Here is a 16033-nt window from a genome sequence, read left to right as displayed (position 1 = left end):
CGGACTAAGGAAACCTTAAAGCGCGCCGCCTAGGGTCGATGCGCCCAAGAATCTGCCCAAGGCGCTCCCTGCAACATTCGTAAATTCTGGCGAGAAAATGAGCCATATCTGGCAAGACCTGCGGACCGGAAGCTGGCTCACGCCAGGCCGTATCCGCGGCTATTGCCTGCTGGTGCTCGCCATTTCGCTGGCCGGCCTGATCGGCCTGCTTGCGACCTCGAATCATTTCATCGACCGCAACGGCAAGCCGATCGGAACCGATTTCTCCAACGTCTATGCCGCCGGTGTCCTGACGCTGTCGGGCAAGGCGCCCGACGCCTACGATCCACAGCTTCAGCATGCCGCCGAGATCGCCGTGTTCGAAGGCCGCGACGTCCCCTTCTTCGGCTGGCACTATCCGCCGTTCTTCCTGATGGTCGCCGCACTGCTGGCGCTGATGCCCTACGCGCTCGCGCTCGCGTGCTGGCTCGCGGTCTCGCTCCCGGCTTTCATGGCGGCGGTCTATGCCATCGTGCCACGGCGCGAGACGTGGCTTGCGACAGCGGCGTTCCCCGCCGTGTTCGTCAATATCGGTCACGGCCAGAATGCGTTTTTCACCGCGGCGCTGCTTGGCGGCTTCCTCACCTTGCTGGACCGGCGGCCGGTGCTGGCCGGTGTGCTGCTCGGCCTGCTGTCGTACAAGCCGCAGTTCGGACTCCTGATTCCGCTCGTGCTGCTCGCGACCGGACGCTGGACCACGATCCTGAGCGCCACCGCCACCGTGGCGGCGCTGATCGTCGCATCGACGTTGCTATTCGGCATGAGCGTGTGGCACGCCTTCGCCGCTTCCGCGACCTTCACCCGAACAGTGGTGCTGGAAGCCGGCGGCACCGGCTGGGAGAAAATCCAGTCGCTGTTCTCGGCGGTGCGGATGTGGGGCGGCAGCATCGATGCCGCCTATGCCGCGCAGGGCGCACTGGCGCTGGCGCTCGCCGCATCCATCGTCTGGCTGTGGCGCTCGCAGGCGGCGTTCGAACTCAAGGCCGCGGCGCTCGCGGTCGCCTGCCTCCTCGCGACGCCCTACGTGCTGGACTACGACATGGTGGTGCTCGGCATCGCGATTGCGTTTCTCGTCCGTCACGGACTGACGCGCGGCTTTCATCCTTATGAGTTGTCCTTGCTGGCGCTGGCCTGGGCCGTGCCATTTCTCACCCGCAGCATCGCCGGACTGAGCGGCATTCCGCTCGGCCTCATCGTCATGCTCGCGCTCTACGCCATGACGCTGCGGCGCGCGGCGAGCGACCTCGGCATCCAGACAATCGGGAGCAGCCGCCTTGTCAAAGCTTGATCGCGTTCGCGACGAAATCGACGACCTGTTTCCGCACAGCGCGCTGGTGCGCAATCGCTCCATCGCCGTGCTGCTGCCCTGCTACAACGAGGAAGCCGCCATCGGTCGCGTGATCGACGGTTTCAAGCGCGCGCTGCCCGGCGCGCGGATCTACGTCTACGACAACAATTCCACCGACGGCACCTATGAGGCCGCTGTCGCGGCCGGCGCCATCGTCCGGCGCGAAATGCTTCAGGGCAAGGGCAACGTCGTCCGCCGCATGCTGGCTGACATCGATGCCGACATCTACATTCTCGCCGACGGCGACGCGACCTACGATCCGACCGCGGCCGGCGCGCTGATCGAGGCGCTGGTGACACGCAACCTCGACATGATGGTCGGCACCCGCAACGGCGGCGACGGCGCGTTCCCGCGCGGTCATCGTTTCGGCAATCAGCTTTTCAACCGCATCCTCGCGCATATGTTCGGCGACGGCTTTACCGATATTCTCTCAGGCTACCGCGTGCTGTCGCGGCGCTTCGCGAAATCGTTTCCGGTCACCTCGAGCGGATTCGAAATCGAGGCGGAGTTGTCGGTCCACGCGCTCGATCTCAAGATCGCCACCGGTGAAATGCCGTTGCCCTATGCGACGCGGCCGGAAGGATCGCAGAGCAAGCTGCGGACCTATCGCGACGGCACCCGCATCCTGCTGACGCTGATCAAGCTCTACAAGGAAACCCGGCCGCTGCGTTTCTTCAGCGCGATCGGCGCCATGCTGCTGATCATCTGCGCCGGTCTCGGCGCGCCGCTGATCGTCACCTATCTGGAAACGGGATTGGTACCGCGGTTTCCGACCGCGATTCTCGCCGCCGCCATCGCGCAACTCGGCTTCCTCTCCTTCGCCATCGGCCTTGTGCTCGAAGCCATCGCGCAGGGCCGCCGCGAGGCGAAGCGCATGCGCTATCTCGATCTTGACGCAGTTGCGAACAAGTCCTGACGATCACGGATTTCCGGATTTTCCTCACGGCGTTTTGCGCGAAATTGACGCGCGATCATGTGCACCGCAGAATAAAATCGCCTCCGACCGCATGGCTGTGATCGATTTGACTTTTTCTAACGCGGAGGCCTTGCGGCACGCGGCCCGGAACCTCATTGTTACACCGGCCTGAGGGTCGGCCGGACGGCACTCCGCTCGCGCCGCTGGTCACTGGCAATTATTCTGGACGGTATTTTTCGAAAGCCCGCATGTACAAACTTTACTCGATGCAACGTTCCGGCAACAGCTACAAGGTTCGCCTTGCGCTGGCGCTGTTGAACGCGCCCTACAAGGCCATCGAGGTCGACATCTTGCGCGGCGAAAGCCGCACGCCGGAATTTCTCGCGCGCAATCCCAGCGGACAGGTGCCGCTGCTGGAAGTGGCTGACGGCCGTTACCTTGCGGAGTCCAACGCGATCCTCTGGTACGTCGCCATCGGCACGTCGCTCGCGCCGGAAGATCGCATCGATCGCGCGCAGGCGCTGCAATGGATGTTCTTCGAACAGCATGCGCTGGAGCCGAGCGTCGGCGCCGCGTATTTCTGGCTGGTGCTGGTGCGCGGCGGCCGCGATCTGCAGACCCATTCGCTGGAAGACTGGATGGAGCGTGGCTACGCCGCGCTGCGGGTGATGGAAAATCACCTCAAGACCCACGACTATTTCGCGGCGGGACATCTCACCGTCGCGGACATCGCGATGTACGGCTACACCCACGTCGCCAACCAGTGCGACTTCGATCTCTCCGGCTATCCGTCGGTGCGTGCCTGGCTGAAGCGGATCGAACAGGAGCCGCGCTTCGTCTCGATGGCGTGGAAACCCGCCGAAGTGGCGGCTCCCGAAACCGCCCCGGGGACCGAGACCGGCCTCACGGCCGAGGCCTGAAACGCGCCGATTCCAGCCGGGATAGCGGGCATAACCCGCTGATTTTGCTCAACTCGCCTCGTTTCCGCCACGTTTGACGCGCGTGCGCCGCAATGTTGACAGCGATTCCTGAGAGATTCCGGGCAGCGGTGATTCGCCGCCCGATTTGAGGATTCACGACCATGATCCGGTCGCCGGTTTCAGGAATTGGTTTCGGACTGCGGTCCGCGCGCATTGCGTCGGCCCGATTGTCGAACGCCCTCGCCGCCTCGCTCGCGGTGGCGTCGCTGTCAGTATGCCTGCTCGTCACTGTCACGGCGCTGTCGATCAAGGTCGTGGCCGCCATGCCGATTGCCGGCTGAGGCCACTTACTCCCTGCGCACCGAGATGGAATCCCGCGGCCTCGCGTTGGCGTGCGCGGTGGAGAGACACGAATGAAAGCACCGCTTGTCGTGGTTTCAGCGACTCTGACGCTGGCGATCGTCCTCGTTGCAGGATTTTTGATCGCAACGCAGGCGCTTGGCCAAAGCCCGGCGGAGCCGCCGGGCTGCGTTGCGACGCAGCTCACGACCATTTGTGGAAAATAAAGAACGCGCCGGCGGCGATGAACGCGAAGCCGAGGGCGTGATTCCAGCCGAGCGGCTCTTTCAGATACAGCACCGAGAAGCCGGCGAACACCACCAGCGTAATGACTTCCTGCATGGTCTTGAGCTGCGCCGCCGAATAGACCGCGCTGCCCCAGCGGTTGGCCGGCACGGCGATGCAGTATTCAAAAAAGGCGATGCCCCAGCTCACCATGATAACCAGCGGCAGCGAGTGTTCCTTGTATTTCAAATGCCCGTACCAGGCGAAGGTCATGAAGACATTGGACACGAGGAGCAGCAGGAACGGCTGAAGCGCGGGAGAGATGGCAATGGGCATGGATGACCTTTCGAGAACAAACTGCACTGTCCCCGCGAAAGCGGAGACGACACAGGTTTTGAGCGCAATCCGGTAACTCACCTGATGCCCTGTGGACAACTCGCCCTGTCACAGCCCTGTAATGCTCAACCTCTAGCCTGACGATGGCGCGCGATATGCCCCCGTCACCGATCGCGCGTTCGGGCGGCCCCCGGTCGCGTAAATCCCCTCTGCGCTGCATCCGGCCGGGGCCGCATTTTTTCCGGAGAGTCAGCGGGACATTCATGCCGCGACGTGACCGTACACAAGCCAGCCCGCGAGCACGGCGGACACCATCCAGACGCAGACGATTGCAAATGCAGCAATGCGGCTCACCGGACGATCCTGCTGCACCAGCGCCGAGGCGCGATGCTCGGCCATGATCTGCGGCGGGATCAGCCGCAGAACCAGCACGATCCCCAGCGGCACAAGAATGACGTCGTCGAGATAACCGAGAACCGGAATAAAATCGGGAATGAGATCGATCGGCGACAGCGCATATCCCGCCACCGCCACGGCCAATGCCTTCGCATACCAGGGCACGCGCGGATCGCGGCTGGCAAGGTAGATCGCATGAACATCGCGCTTGAGAGCACGCGCCCAATCTCTCAGCTTTCCACTCATGCCTCGATCTTACCTGCTTTTGCCAGCAGCGTCCGACCCGCTATAATCTTTCGACAGGTTCCCCGCAGCCGCGTCAGGCTTTTTCACTCTCACGACACGTCATCATGATCCGCACCGCCTACGTGACCATCGTCATGGTCTTCATCGCCTTGCTGCTGTTGCCGTTTCAAGCCGCCGGCATCCTGCTCAATTCCCGACTGCAGCGCATCGTGCCGAACCTGTTTCATCGCGCCGCCTGCGCTGTGATCGGCGTCCGGATTACGCAGATCGGCGAGCGCACCCGCGAAAGTCCGGCGCTGATCCTGTCCAACCACGCATCCTGGCTCGACATCATCGTGCTCGGTGCGATCGCCCCGGTGGTGTTCGTCGCCAAATCCGAAGTCGCGAACTGGCCGCTGTTCGGCCAATTGGCGAAACTGCAGCGCACGGTGTTCGTCGAACGCGAACGCCGCCACAAGACCGGCGATGCCGCACGCGCAATGGGCGACCGCCTGCTCGGCGGCGACGCCGTCGTGCTGTTTCCCGAAGGCACGTCAAGCGACGGCATCCGCATCCTGCCGTTTCGCTCCGCGCTGATCGGCTCGGTGCATCACGCCATCGGCGATTCCACCCATCATGACCGCGTCACCGTGCAGCCGGTGTCGCTCGCCTATGTGCGCTATGGCGGCGTTCCGGTCGGCCGCGCGCTGCGCGACAAGGTGGCGTGGTATGGCGATGTCGATCTGATCCCGCACCTGCTCGGCGTGTTTTCGTCGGGCGCCGTCGATGTCACGGTGAGCTGGGGCGATCCCATCGGCTACGGCATGACCGCGAACCGCAAGGAGATCGCGCGGGACGCCGAAAACGCGGTGCGGCGCATGACGGCGCGCGCTTTGCGCTCGCCTGCGGCGCAGCCGTCAGGTACGGATGAAGCGGCGGCATCGACCGTTCCCGCATTCGAACAAACCTGACGGATAAGATCATGGAAATCAGAAATCTCGGCGGCTCCGGCCTGCGCGTCTCGGCCGTCGGCATCGGCTGCAATAACTTCGGCCAGCGCAGCGATCTCGAAACCTCGCGCAAGATCATTCACAAAGCCATCGACCTCGGCATCACGTTGTTTGACACCGCCGACATCTATGCCGGGCGCGGCGGCTCGGAAACCGTGCTCGGTCAGGTGCTCGGCGACCGCCGCAAGGACATCGTGCTGGCGACGAAATATTCCAAGGCGATGAGCGACGACGGCACCAAGCAGGGCGCATCGCGGCGTTACATCATGAATGCCGTGGAAGACAGCCTGCGCCGCCTGAAGACCGACTACATCGATCTCTACCAGCAACACGACTTCGATGAACTGACGCCTATTGAAGAGACGCTGCGTGCGCTGGAAGACCTGATCCGCCAGGGCAAGGTACGCTACATCGGCTGCTCGAACTTTCCGGCATGGCGCATCGCCGAAGCGCAGTTCACCGCGCGCGGCATCAACACCCACGCCTTCGTGTCATGTCAGGACGAATACAGCCTGATCGTGCGCGACATCGAAAAGGATCTGTTGCCGGCGGCGCAGGCCTACAATCTCGGCCTGCTGCCGTTCTTCCCGCTGGCCAGTAGCCTGCTGACGGGCAAATACAAGCGCGGCGAGAAGCCATCCGCCGACTCGCGCTTCGGCAAGGTCTCGTCTCTCGGTGACCGTTACATGACCGACAGAAACTTCGACATCGTCGCGAAGCTTCAGGACTTCGCCAATGCGCACGGCAAGACGATGATCGAACTGGCGTTCTCATGGCTCGCGGCGCGGCCGCAGGTCTCAAGCGTGATCGCCGGCGCATCCAGCGCCGAACAGATCGAGCAGAACGCCAAGGCCATCAACTGGAAGCTGACGGCGGACGAGATGGCGCAGATCGACGGCATCACGAAGGGCTGAGGCGTTAGCAGGCAGAAGCGCGCGCAATCACATTCAATGTCGTCCCCGCGAAAGCGGGGACCCATACTCCCTGTCATCGTGTCTTAGCGCGGTCGTTAAAACATCTCTTCTGAACAGATACGCAGGTGGTTATGGGTCCCCGCTTTCGCGGGGACGACGCGGTATTTTGTGCAACGCCCCCACCCCGACCGGCTAACGCCGGTCGACCCTCCCCACAAGGGGGAGGGATGAAAACAAGATCGTTGGCCGGTAACTAAACAACCAGCCCCTGCATCGCTTTCACGGCACCGCTGTCGGGGAATACAGTCTCCGCCAGCACGCGCTCTCCGAGGCCGAGGTGATCGCGCAGCACGCCCTTGATGACACCGCGCAGATCGGCGGTCGGCTTGAGGTCGCGGCCTTCATAAAGGTTCGCGACCTTCAGTCCCGGCCAATCCGAAATCACACGCCCACCATTGACCGCGCCACCTGCAAGCAGCGCCACCGTGCCAGTGCCGTGGTCGGTGCCCTCGGTGCCATTGATGCGCGCGGTGCGGCCGAACTCGGTAACGACCACGATCACCGTATCGCGCCAGCGCTCGCCGAGGCCGCTCTCGAATTCTGCCAGCGCGCCGTCGAGGCCGGACAGCAATTGTGCCAGACGACCGACGGATCCGCCTTCATTGGCGTGGGTGTCCCAGCCGTCGAACGCCAAGGCCGCGATGCGCGGCCCGTCATCCGCCGCCATCAACCGCGCCGCGCCCTTGGCCGCGAGCCGCATCGCAGCCGCGCCGTTCATGCCGCGTTTCGGTTTCATGCTGTCGTCGCGCGCCGCAATCCTGTCGATCTGCAGACCCTGCGACAGCGCCGCGGCCAGCGCGGGATCGCGATGATTGTAGAGATTGACGAGGCGCATCGCAGTGTCGTCAGCCGCTTGCGGAATATAGGGCGGCGCCCAGCCGACCGTCGGCGCGGCGCCCCGCAACACCAGCGGCGTGGTCGGGCCGACCGCGAGCCCGCTCATCACCCGCTCACCGCGCGGCATCGCTTCCAGCGCGCGATTGAGCCAGCCGCTCTGTACGCGGCCCGGTCCACCGAAGCCACTTTCCAGCACGTCCTGCCCGTCGAAATGCGAGCGCTCGCGATATGGCGTCGCCACCGCGTGAACGACGGCAGCTTTCTTGTCCTTATACATCCGCGCGAATTCCGTCATCGACGGATGCAGCGCGAAGAATGAATCAAGCGGGGTCGCGGCGTGCGCGCCGTCGAGCGACAGCGCGATCGATCCGTGCAGCCCGGCGTAATTGGGATCGCCGACCGGCGCGACAGTGGCAAGGCCATCCAGCGCGCCGCGCAGGATGATGGTGACGAAGCGCGGATCGCGTCCGTCCTTGGCACGGGCGAATTTCGGCAGATAAGCCCAGGCTGCGAAGGTCGCCGAGCCCAATAGCAACGCGCGCCGCGTCAGCCCGCGCGCGGTGTGGCTTTCGCAGCAATCCATCGGGATATCCGACATGCTCATCTCCTCTGGAATTCCGGCGACATCAGCAGCAGCGCGAAGGCCTGCTGCCGCGATTCCGCGCGCTCAACGGTCTGCCGCGTCTCCGTTGACGCTGCCTCCCCTGCCACCACATCGAGCAGTGCGCGCGGATCGACGTTGTCGGCAATGCGCGACGCAATCTGCGACGCGATGTCGAGCCGCAACTTGATCCCTTCCGGCGCGGCCCATGCCGCGTTGGTGTCGGCGAAACCGTTCGGCCCTGCCGGCGCCCACAGCGGCTGGCCGAGAACATTCAACCCGCCGAGATAGCGTTGCGGATCTTCAGGAATGCGCCCCATCATCCGTCCCGCCGCCACCAGATATTCATACGGCATGCGGATCTTGGTCATCGGCGCGTGCCATGCCTCGTCCGCATCGACCAGCGCCAGCGTCATCGCGCGCAGATCGCCGCCGGTTTTCTTGAACGTGCTTTCGAGTTTCGCCACCAGCGCAGGCGGCGGATCGTCCGCCACGAAGTGGCGCACGAATTTGGTGGCGATGAACTTCGCCGTCGCCGGATGCCGCGCGATATCGGCCAGCGCCGCCTCGCCCTGCGCGAGGCCAGTGTCCTCGTAGACCTTGCCGAGCAGCTTTTGCGGCCCAGGCTCATGGGCATTGGCGAAAAACGTGAAGGTGCCGGGCGGCGCGAGCTTCCCGTCCCGTCCGGCGAAGGTCCAGCCGGTGATGATACGGGCCAGCGCCGCGACGTCATCCTGGGTGTAGCCGCCGTTCACGCCGAGCGTGTGTAATTCCATGATCTCGCGGGCGAGGTTCTCGTTCAGACCCCGCTTGCGGTTCTGCCCGGCGCGCGACTGCGGACCGAACGAGCGCTGGTTGTCGAGAAAGAACAGCATCGCCGGATGTTGCTCGACGGCGCGGAGCATCTCGCCGAAATTCCCCAGCACGTAAGGCCGGATCGCTTCACGCTCGAACGCGCCGGACCATATCCGCGCCAGTTCACCCTTGCTGGCGGAGGTGCATAAATGGTTCGACCAGAACGTCACCAGCCGTTCGACGAATCCGCTTTCCGCCATGGTGGCGCGCTGAATCCGCGCCAGCGCCTCGGCGCGGAACGTCTTCTGGATGATGTTGAGCGGCTTCGGCGGTTGTTTGGGAGACGCGGTCGGCTGCATCACATCTGGCGACGTCGTCGATGTTGCCACGCCGGGCTTCATCTCGAGCCCGGACTCTGCCGCCAGCTCTTTCGGCAAGTCGTTCTGCATTTTTCTGGTCAGATCGTCACCAATAGCAGCCATCGCCTGCGCGGTTTTCGCGGCGGCTTCGCGCTGCCGCTTGATGTCGTGCTGATAGTCGAACACCGCCTGCGCCAGCGCGGGGGATGACTGCAAACCCGGCGCATCGAGCAGCGCCGCGTTCGGTCGACCCAGTTCGGCCTTCACGAAACCGCGCGGATCGGAGGCCGCGCTGGAGAAATCGCTGGCCGCGCCGCCGCGCGCGCCAAACCCGAACCGGTTGAGAGCGACGAGAGCACCTTGCGGGTCACGCGCCATGGCTGAATCTCACGGTTGATCTCGCTGACGTCCCGGCCAATATACACCGGAACGGCAGACTATGCTGCCCGGGCGCATGAACCTGACGTGAAGGACACGCAAAACATTGGCAATTTCCCGGACCGCCTCATGACAAATCGGCCAGACAACGCCTCACCTGCCGCTGCGGCGCACCGTGCGCTGAACTGCCCGCGTTGCGGAACAGCGTTCACCTGCGACCTGTCCGGGCATTGCTGGTGCATGGATGAGACCGCGAAGCTGCCGATGCCCGCCGAGGGCGAGGACTGTCTGTGTCGGGCCTGCCTGCGGACCGCGGCGGCAGAGCAGCGGACAACGTCGTGACGCAGCTATCTCAATCAGTTCGTCATGCCCGGCCTTGTGCCGGGCATCCACGTCTTTCTTGTCACAAGCATCAAAGACGTGGATGGCCGGGACAAGCCCGGCCATGACGAATTTGACTGAGGGTTGCGGAAAAGTATCAAATATAGCTACACCGCATAGCCCGGTGAGTTCCGCGCCATGCCGCCGAACGCATCGAGCAGCCGCTCGCGCCAAGCGTAGATCGGATCGTCTTCCTTCAACAGCTTGAATGGACTGGTCGCACGCGCCCACTGGAACGGGCCGAACACGATGTAGTCGGCGTAATTCGGCGACGCGCCGCCGAGATAGGCTTGTGTCTTCAGCGTCAGCCGCATCGGGGTGAGGCTCTGGCGAAACATCTCGACCGCCTCGTCGCGATTGGCAGCCGCCTGTTCCAGCGTTTTGCCGAGACGCGCTTCGCGGGTCTTGCGGAAATACACCTGATCGGCCGGCCGCAGCAGGGCATGAATATCCGCAGCGATCATCGGAAAGATGCCGCCGAGCACTACCGTATCGCCCCACCAGTTCAGCATCCGGCCCATGGCGCGGCCGCCCTCGCCGCCGAACAGCGACGGACGATCGGGATAGGTGTCTTCGAGATAGTTCGCGATCGTCCACGAGTCGGCGACGGATGTGTCGCCGTCGATGAACACCGGCACCTTGTCGGACTGATGCGGCGCGATGGCCTCCTTTTCGCTGAAGCGCCACGGAATCGTTTCGGCCTTGATGTCCTTGTGCGCCAGCGCCATCCGCGTGCGCCAGCAGAACGGGCTGAACACGCGCTCGGTTTCAGTGCCGCAGAGTTCGAACAGCTTTCGCGACGCGGTCATCTTTCTCAGCCCTTCACAACGGACGCGGTCTGTCCGAACAGCACTTTTTTCTGCTCATCGGTGAAGGTCTTTCCAAGGCTGGGATTCACCGTCGGGCCGACCGCGTAAGCGCGAACCGTCGCCGGCTTCGCCTTGATAGTCTCGAACCAGCGCTTGAGATGCGGAAAGTCTTCCAGCTTCTGACCCTGCCGCTCATACGGCACGATCCATGGATAGGACGCCATGTCCGCGATGGAGTAATCACCGGCGACATACTCGCGATCCGCGAGGCGTTTGTTGAGCACACCGTAAAGCCGGTTGGTCTCGTTGATGTAGCGGTCGATCGCGTAGGGAAGTTTCTCCGGCGCATAGACATTGAAGTGATGGTTCTGGCCGGCCATCGGCCCGAGGCCGCCCATCTGCCACATCAGCCACTGCATCACATCGAAACGCTTGCGCAGATCGGACGGCATGAACTTGCCGGTCTTTTCCGCGAGATAGATCAGGATCGCGCCGGATTCGAAGATCTTCACCGGCGCGCCGCCGTCGGCAGGCGCATGGTCAATCATCGCGGGCATGCGGTTGTTCGGCGAGAATTCCAGAAACTCCGGCTTGAACTGATCGCCCGTGCCGATGTTCACGGGGTGAATCTTGTACGGGAGGCCGGTCTCTTCGAGGAACATCGTGATCTTGTGGCCGTTTGGCGTCGGCCAGTAATAGAGATCGATCATCTTGCTATCCTTGAACTAAGGGTCATTTGCAGGCGCCGCAAAGTCAATGCTATTGCATGAACCTTGCGCTTCGCGTCTGCGAAGTCAATGCCGCGCGGCGCATATCAAATATATTTCATTCGTTCCAAGCCCATGATCGTGAAAGATTTCCATCGCTCCGACGAAAACTAAGAACAGTCCCTCTCGCGTCCCGCAGATAGAGTTCCGGCAAACCCGGATTCAGGGTCAGGAAAGGTCGACAATGACAAAAGAATTCGCACGGCGGGATTTTCTGAAGCTCTCCACCGCAATGGGGCTGGCCGCAACCGGCGGCTTCTCATGCATGGGCGTCGCAAGCGCAGCGCCGATCCAGGTGCCGACCATCGACAAGCTGTCGATCCGCGTGCTGGTCGATCAGCAGCACGACCAGTTCCTGCGCGGCAGCACGGTGAATGGCGTGGTGCACGAAGGCCCGGGCGGCGGCCGCAGCGCCGATGCGCGCAACGTCCTGCATAACGAATGGGGCCTGTCACTGTTTCTGGAATCGCAGCGCGAGCAGGAGCAACGCAACATCCTGCTGGATTTCGGCTACACCTCGCCCGCCATCATCAACAACATCGGCCTGCTCAAGGTCGATCCGGCCAAGGTGAATGCGCTGATCGTCAGCCACGGCCATATCGACCACTACGGCGGCCTGATCGGCTTCCTCGAGAAGTATCGCAACGTGCTTCCGCCCGACCTGAAGCTCTATGCGGGTGGCGAGGATAATTTCTGTCACCGTGTCAGCCGCGCATCCACCGGCCAATTCGGCGAAGGCGGCGTGCTGGATCGCAAGCAGATCACGGCGCAGAAAGTCCAGACCATACTCTGCGAAACGCCGACCGTGATCGAAGGCCATGCCTTCACCACCGGCAAGATCAAGCGCAGCAGCGTCGAGAAAATTCTGCCCAACACCTTCGTCGACTACAAACCTGAAAGCGCCGGTTGCGACTATGGCCACTACACCGCCGCCGAACTGCAGGGCAATTTCGTTCCGGACGAACATGTCCACGAGCACGCGACCTGCTTCAACATCCGCGGCAAGGGACTCGTGGTGATCAGCTCCTGCGGCCATGTCGGCATCGTCAATTCGGTACGGCAGGCGCAGGAAGTGTCCGGCGTGCAGAAGGTTCATGCCGTGGTCGGCGGCTTCCATCTCGGACCCGCGCCCGCCGATTACCTCAAGCAAATCGTCGGTGAGATCAAGGCGCTGCAGCCGGATGAGGTCATCCCGATGCATTGCAGCGGCTTGAACTTCCTGCTCGAAGCACGCGCACAGATGCCGGACAACGTGATCAACGTCTCCACCGGCAGCCGCCTGATCTTCAGCGCGTGAGCGCGCGCGGCCTTCCTGTGATGTGGCGCAAGCCCGGCGCGGCCATTGTGGCCGCGCTGCTGTTTGGCCTTTGGATAACATCTCCCGCATCCGCGCAAAGCTCGCCCCGCTCCGCAGCCGAACTGATGGACGCGGTGATGTGGAATCGCGAGCCGATCGGCGGTGCGTTCGCACTCAAGGATCAGACAGGCAAAATCCGCACCGACACCGATTTCCGCGGCCAGCTGATACTGGTCTATTTCGGATTTACCTATTGTCCCGATATCTGCCCGACGGATCTTCAGCAGATCGGGCTGGCGATGGAGCAACTCGGCGACGACGCGAAGAACGTGCAGCCGCTGTTCATTACGCTCGATCCCGAACGCGATACGGTCGGGCATCTCGCACAGTACGTGCCGTTGTTTCATCCGCGACTGCTCGGCCTCACCGGCAGCATCAAGGACGTGTCGCAGGCCGCCGATGTCTACAGGGTCTACTACAAGCGGGTCTCAACAGGATCGAAGCCCGACGACTACACCGTGGATCACTCGGCTTTCATCTACCTGATCGACCGCGACGGCAAGTATCTCGGCTTCTTTCCGCCGGGCACCGATGCCGCGAAGATGGTCGGGATGATCCGCCCGCATCTGAAGGGCGGCGCGGAGCGGTAGCCACTCCTTGTTCGCAGTCCACTCGCTCAAAGATATCACCCCACCCGACCGGCCCAAGCTTGGGCCGGCCACCCTCCCCATTCAGGGGAGGGATAAGAAATGCGGCGTTCATAGAAGACCGTCTTCTCCCTCCCCCTTGTGGGGAGGGTGGCGCAAAGCGCCGGGTGGGGGTGACCCGCCTGCGCCCTACTCCACCGCCGCCTTCTTCGGTTCCACGATCTCGAAGCCAGTCGAGAATTCATCGAGCATCCCGAACAGCTCGCGCAGCTTCAACGGATTGCCGCCCACGGACACATCCCCTGTCAGCACGCTGCCGAGGAACGTCCGCTGCTTCAGCGTGATGGCGTCGAGCGCGGCGCGGGTCAGCGTCACGCTGGCATCGGCCTTGTCCGAAAGCTTGCCCGACGTGTGCGTCAGCGCGGAATTCTCCAGATTCATCACATAGGTTTCGTTGAGATCGGTGAAGGTCCAGTTGATGACGATTGTCTTGCCTTCCGCCTTGGCCGCATTGAGCCGCACGCCGAGGAAATCGAACGCGAGATCGATGGAAATGCCTTTCAGCAGCTCCGCATTCACCAGCGCCGGTGGCTGCGGGCCGACCCCGCTGCGCAGCTCCAGCGCGCCGAGCAGATAGGCGTTGCGCCATGTCGCCGCCTCGCTCTGATACCCCAATTGTTCAAGAGCGTCCGCGCCGAGTTCGCGCGCCTCCTTGTTGGCCGGATCGGCGAACACCACCTGGCTCATCACGCTGGCGACCCAGCGATACTGTCCGGCCTTGAAGTCGTCGCGCGCGCGTTTGATCGTCGCCTCCGCGCCACCCATGTATTCCACCTGTTTCTTCGCGTAGTCCGCACGCGGCAGCGGATTGAGATCGGCGGGATTGGCGTCGTACCAGCCGAGATAGAACTGGTAGACCGCCTTGGCGTTGTGGCTGAGCGTGCCGTAATAGCCGCGCGCCGCCCAATCGTTCGCCAGCGACGGCGGCAACTTCAACTGCTCGGCGATTTCCGTCGAGGTCAGGCCGTGGTTAAGCAGCCGCACGCTTTGGTCGTGGATGAATTTGTAAAGATCGCGCTGCTTCTTCAGAAAGGCGACAACGCGTCCATTGTCCCAGATCGGCCAGTGATGCTGTGCGATCACGATCTCGGTCTTGTCACCATAGCGCGCGAGCGCCTCGTTGATGTAGCGCGACCACAGCCGGCCGTCGCGGATTTCCGCGCCGCGGATGGTGTAAAGATTGTGCATGTTGTGGGTGGCGTCTTCCGCCATGTTCAGCAATTTGAACTGCGGAAAGTACATGATCATCTCGGACGGCGCTTCGGAGCCCGGCACCAGATGAAATTCGATCTCGACGCCATCGACATTGCGCGCCTCATAGGACTGCTTGATCACATCATTGGGTGGGATCAGGGAGATGGAGCCCCGCGCCAGCGCCTTCCCCAGACCGGTGTCGATCTGCGCCCGGTCGCCGACCGGCAGCGCGCTGCCGAACTGATACTGCGCGCGGCGCGACATCGCGTTACCGGCGATGACGTTTTCAGCCACCGCATGTTCCATGAAACCATCCGGCGCGATCACCTTCACCTTGCCCTGCCTGGCATCGTCCTCGCTGATCACGCCCTTGGCGCCGCCGAAGTGATCGGCGTGGCTGTGGGTGTAGATCACGGCAGCGACGGGCTTCGCGGGCCGGTTCTTCAGATAAAGGTCGAGCGCGGCCTTCGCGGTCTCGTTGGACAGCAGCGGATCGATCAGGATGAGGCCGCTGTCGCCTTCGATGATGGTGAGGTTGGCGATGTCGAGGCCGCGCACCTGATAGACACGCTCGGTGACCTTGAACAAGCCGTTGATGGCGTTGAGCTGCGCCTGCCGCCACAGGCTGGGATTCACCGTGGCAGGCACCTGATCGCTTTTCAGAAAATCGTATTGCTTGGTGTCAAACGCCGGCTTGCCGGTAGGGCCGGGAATGATGCCGTCGGGCAGCGTGGCGATGAATCCGCGTTTGGCGTCCTCGAAATCGGCGCGGTCGCCGAACGGCAGCGTCTTGAGGAAAGTGTCGTTGACTGCGCGGCTGGCAGGTTCGGCGTCCTTGGACTGCGCGAATGCGGACGAAAGCGGCGCGATGGCAACTACGGCGGCCAGCAGGCTGGCAATGCGCGATGATGACATGGGACACTCCCGGACTGCCGCGTGGTCCTCGGCATGCGCCACGCGTTGGCTTCAGCCTATCAGGGGAAACGCGTCAATTTCATCGCAAACTTCGCTAGTGGTCCGATTCTAACATTCGCATCACGTTTCGATAGGCAAACTTGCGAATGCAAGAATCGAAGGACCACTAGCAATTATAAGCTTTTAGTGGAGTTTTGGATTTGACATTCGCGATGCGAACGTGCGGCCGGGTCGGCCGCGAATGTCAAATCCACTCCACTTGAAA

17 protein-coding genes are annotated in these 16033 nt (G+C 62.8%); 10 read left to right on the top strand and 7 right to left on the bottom strand.

The features are described from left to right. Window positions 1-97 precede the first annotated feature (97 nt). The 5 genes from YH63_RS11430 to YH63_RS21625 all read left to right on the top strand — a co-directional run bounded on the left by YH63_RS11430 (window position 98) and on the right by YH63_RS21625 (window position 3789). Entirely contained in the window at window positions 98-1327 is a 1230-nt protein-coding gene (locus YH63_RS11430) for a glycosyltransferase family 87 protein (protein ID WP_046827499.1), read from the top strand. After that, a complete protein-coding gene (locus YH63_RS11425) occupies window positions 1314-2303 on the top strand; it encodes a glycosyltransferase family 2 protein (protein WP_083992578.1) in 990 nt (329 codons plus the stop codon). Before YH63_RS11430 ends, YH63_RS11425 begins: the two co-directional genes overlap by 14 nt. 248 nt (window positions 2304-2551) lie before the next feature. Continuing rightward, entirely contained in the window at window positions 2552-3223 is a 672-nt protein-coding gene (locus YH63_RS11420) for a glutathione S-transferase family protein (RefSeq protein ID WP_046827500.1), read from the top strand. A gap of 161 nt (window positions 3224-3384) precedes the next feature. Then, a complete protein-coding gene (locus YH63_RS11415) occupies window positions 3385-3564 on the top strand; it encodes a hypothetical protein (RefSeq protein ID WP_019195763.1) in 180 nt (59 codons plus the stop codon). 72 nt (window positions 3565-3636) lie between these two features. Continuing rightward, on the top strand, window positions 3637-3789 hold the full coding sequence (locus tag YH63_RS21625; RefSeq protein WP_170978684.1) for a hypothetical protein: 153 nt from the start codon (window positions 3637-3639) through the stop codon (window positions 3787-3789). Here the strand turns inward: YH63_RS21625 and YH63_RS11410 are convergent. Continuing rightward, window positions 3767-4123: a DMT family protein gene (locus YH63_RS11410; RefSeq protein WP_046827501.1), complete on the bottom strand. Its 357-nt coding sequence runs from the start codon at window positions 4121-4123 to the stop codon at window positions 3767-3769. The two genes, YH63_RS21625 and YH63_RS11410, sit on opposite strands and share 23 nt — an antisense overlap. 261 nt (window positions 4124-4384) lie before the next feature. Then, complete coding sequence (locus YH63_RS11405) at window positions 4385-4765, bottom strand: YkvA family protein (protein WP_046827502.1); 381 nt, start codon at window positions 4763-4765, stop codon at window positions 4385-4387. 104 nt (window positions 4766-4869) lie between these two features. Between YH63_RS11405 and YH63_RS11400 the strand changes: the two genes are divergently transcribed. Continuing rightward, on the top strand, window positions 4870-5715 hold the full coding sequence (locus YH63_RS11400) for a lysophospholipid acyltransferase family protein (RefSeq protein WP_046827503.1): 846 nt from the start codon (window positions 4870-4872) through the stop codon (window positions 5713-5715). 11 nt (window positions 5716-5726) lie between these two features. Next, complete coding sequence (locus tag YH63_RS11395; RefSeq protein ID WP_046827504.1) at window positions 5727-6668, top strand: aldo/keto reductase; 942 nt, start codon at window positions 5727-5729, stop codon at window positions 6666-6668. A gap of 253 nt (window positions 6669-6921) precedes the next feature. Here YH63_RS11395 and YH63_RS11390 read toward each other — a convergent pair whose 3' ends face one another. After that, window positions 6922-8163, bottom strand: coding sequence for a DUF1501 domain-containing protein (locus YH63_RS11390; RefSeq protein WP_046827505.1), 1242 nt, complete (start codon window positions 8161-8163; stop codon window positions 6922-6924). A gap of 2 nt (window positions 8164-8165) precedes the next feature. Further along, window positions 8166-9698, bottom strand: coding sequence for a DUF1800 domain-containing protein (locus tag YH63_RS11385; RefSeq protein ID WP_046827506.1), 1533 nt, complete (start codon window positions 9696-9698; stop codon window positions 8166-8168). A 129-nt stretch (window positions 9699-9827) separates the two neighbouring features. On the opposite strand from YH63_RS11385, the gene YH63_RS11380 reads away from it, so the two are divergent. Next, window positions 9828-10040: a cysteine-rich CWC family protein gene (locus YH63_RS11380; protein ID WP_083992702.1), complete on the top strand. Its 213-nt coding sequence runs from the start codon at window positions 9828-9830 to the stop codon at window positions 10038-10040. Between the two features lie 146 nt (window positions 10041-10186). Here YH63_RS11380 and YH63_RS11375 read toward each other — a convergent pair whose 3' ends face one another. Together YH63_RS11375 and YH63_RS11370 are read right to left on the bottom strand one after the other, a co-directional pair. Continuing rightward, window positions 10187-10888 (bottom strand): glutathione S-transferase family protein, encoded by a 702-nt coding sequence (locus tag YH63_RS11375; protein ID WP_046827507.1) that lies wholly within the window; start codon window positions 10886-10888, stop codon window positions 10187-10189. A 5-nt stretch (window positions 10889-10893) separates the two neighbouring features. After that, entirely contained in the window at window positions 10894-11598 is a 705-nt protein-coding gene (locus YH63_RS11370) for a glutathione binding-like protein (protein ID WP_046827508.1), read from the bottom strand. Window positions 11599-11839: 241 nt separating this feature from the next. Between YH63_RS11370 and YH63_RS11365 the strand changes: the two genes are divergently transcribed. Both YH63_RS11365 and YH63_RS11360 read left to right on the top strand, forming a co-directional pair. After that, window positions 11840-12952 (top strand): MBL fold metallo-hydrolase, encoded by a 1113-nt coding sequence (locus YH63_RS11365; RefSeq protein WP_046827509.1) that lies wholly within the window; start codon window positions 11840-11842, stop codon window positions 12950-12952. 20 nt (window positions 12953-12972) lie between these two features. Then, window positions 12973-13602: an SCO family protein gene (locus YH63_RS11360; RefSeq protein WP_046827510.1), complete on the top strand. Its 630-nt coding sequence runs from the start codon at window positions 12973-12975 to the stop codon at window positions 13600-13602. A 186-nt stretch (window positions 13603-13788) separates the two neighbouring features. On the opposite strand, the gene YH63_RS11355 is transcribed toward YH63_RS11360, so the two are convergent. After that, window positions 13789-15768, bottom strand: a complete 1980-nt coding sequence (locus YH63_RS11355; protein ID WP_046827511.1) for an alkyl/aryl-sulfatase — start codon at window positions 15766-15768, stop codon at window positions 13789-13791. Window positions 15769-16033: the final 265 nt, after the last annotated feature.

The organism is Afipia massiliensis, from assembly GCF_001006325.2.
Taxonomy (GTDB): Bacteria; Pseudomonadota; Alphaproteobacteria; order Rhizobiales; family Xanthobacteraceae; genus Afipia; species Afipia massiliensis_A.
This window is presented reverse-complemented; position numbering and strand designations above follow the sequence as displayed.

What these genes read in the sequence shown, in the direction of transcription:
- YH63_RS11365 (WP_046827509.1), top strand. Translation starts at nt 11,840, where the DNA reads ATGACAAAAGAATTCGCACGGCGGGATTTTCTGAAGCTCTCCACCGCA.
- YH63_RS11420 (WP_046827500.1), top strand. Translation starts at nt 2,552, where the DNA reads ATGTACAAACTTTACTCGATGCAACGTTCCGGCAACAGCTACAAGGTT.
- YH63_RS11405 (WP_046827502.1), bottom strand. Translation starts at nt 4,765, where the DNA reads ATGAGTGGAAAGCTGAGAGATTGGGCGCGTGCTCTCAAGCGCGATGTT.
- YH63_RS11400 (WP_046827503.1), top strand. Translation starts at nt 4,870, where the DNA reads ATGATCCGCACCGCCTACGTGACCATCGTCATGGTCTTCATCGCCTTG.
- YH63_RS11430 (WP_046827499.1), top strand. Translation starts at nt 98, where the DNA reads ATGAGCCATATCTGGCAAGACCTGCGGACCGGAAGCTGGCTCACGCCA.
- YH63_RS11375 (WP_046827507.1), bottom strand. Translation starts at nt 10,888, where the DNA reads ATGACCGCGTCGCGAAAGCTGTTCGAACTCTGCGGCACTGAAACCGAG.
- YH63_RS11410 (WP_046827501.1), bottom strand. Translation starts at nt 4,123, where the DNA reads ATGCCCATTGCCATCTCTCCCGCGCTTCAGCCGTTCCTGCTGCTCCTC.
- YH63_RS11390 (WP_046827505.1), bottom strand. Translation starts at nt 8,163, where the DNA reads ATGTCGGATATCCCGATGGATTGCTGCGAAAGCCACACCGCGCGCGGG.
- YH63_RS11360 (WP_046827510.1), top strand. Translation starts at nt 12,973, where the DNA reads ATGTGGCGCAAGCCCGGCGCGGCCATTGTGGCCGCGCTGCTGTTTGGC.
- YH63_RS11355 (WP_046827511.1), bottom strand. Translation starts at nt 15,768, where the DNA reads ATGTCATCATCGCGCATTGCCAGCCTGCTGGCCGCCGTAGTTGCCATC.
- YH63_RS11370 (WP_046827508.1), bottom strand. Translation starts at nt 11,598, where the DNA reads ATGATCGATCTCTATTACTGGCCGACGCCAAACGGCCACAAGATCACG.
- YH63_RS11415 (WP_019195763.1), top strand. Translation starts at nt 3,385, where the DNA reads ATGATCCGGTCGCCGGTTTCAGGAATTGGTTTCGGACTGCGGTCCGCG.
- YH63_RS11395 (WP_046827504.1), top strand. Translation starts at nt 5,727, where the DNA reads ATGGAAATCAGAAATCTCGGCGGCTCCGGCCTGCGCGTCTCGGCCGTC.
- YH63_RS21625 (WP_170978684.1), top strand. Translation starts at nt 3,637, where the DNA reads ATGAAAGCACCGCTTGTCGTGGTTTCAGCGACTCTGACGCTGGCGATC.
- YH63_RS11385 (WP_046827506.1), bottom strand. Translation starts at nt 9,698, where the DNA reads ATGGCGCGTGACCCGCAAGGTGCTCTCGTCGCTCTCAACCGGTTCGGG.
- YH63_RS11380 (WP_083992702.1), top strand. Translation starts at nt 9,828, where the DNA reads ATGACAAATCGGCCAGACAACGCCTCACCTGCCGCTGCGGCGCACCGT.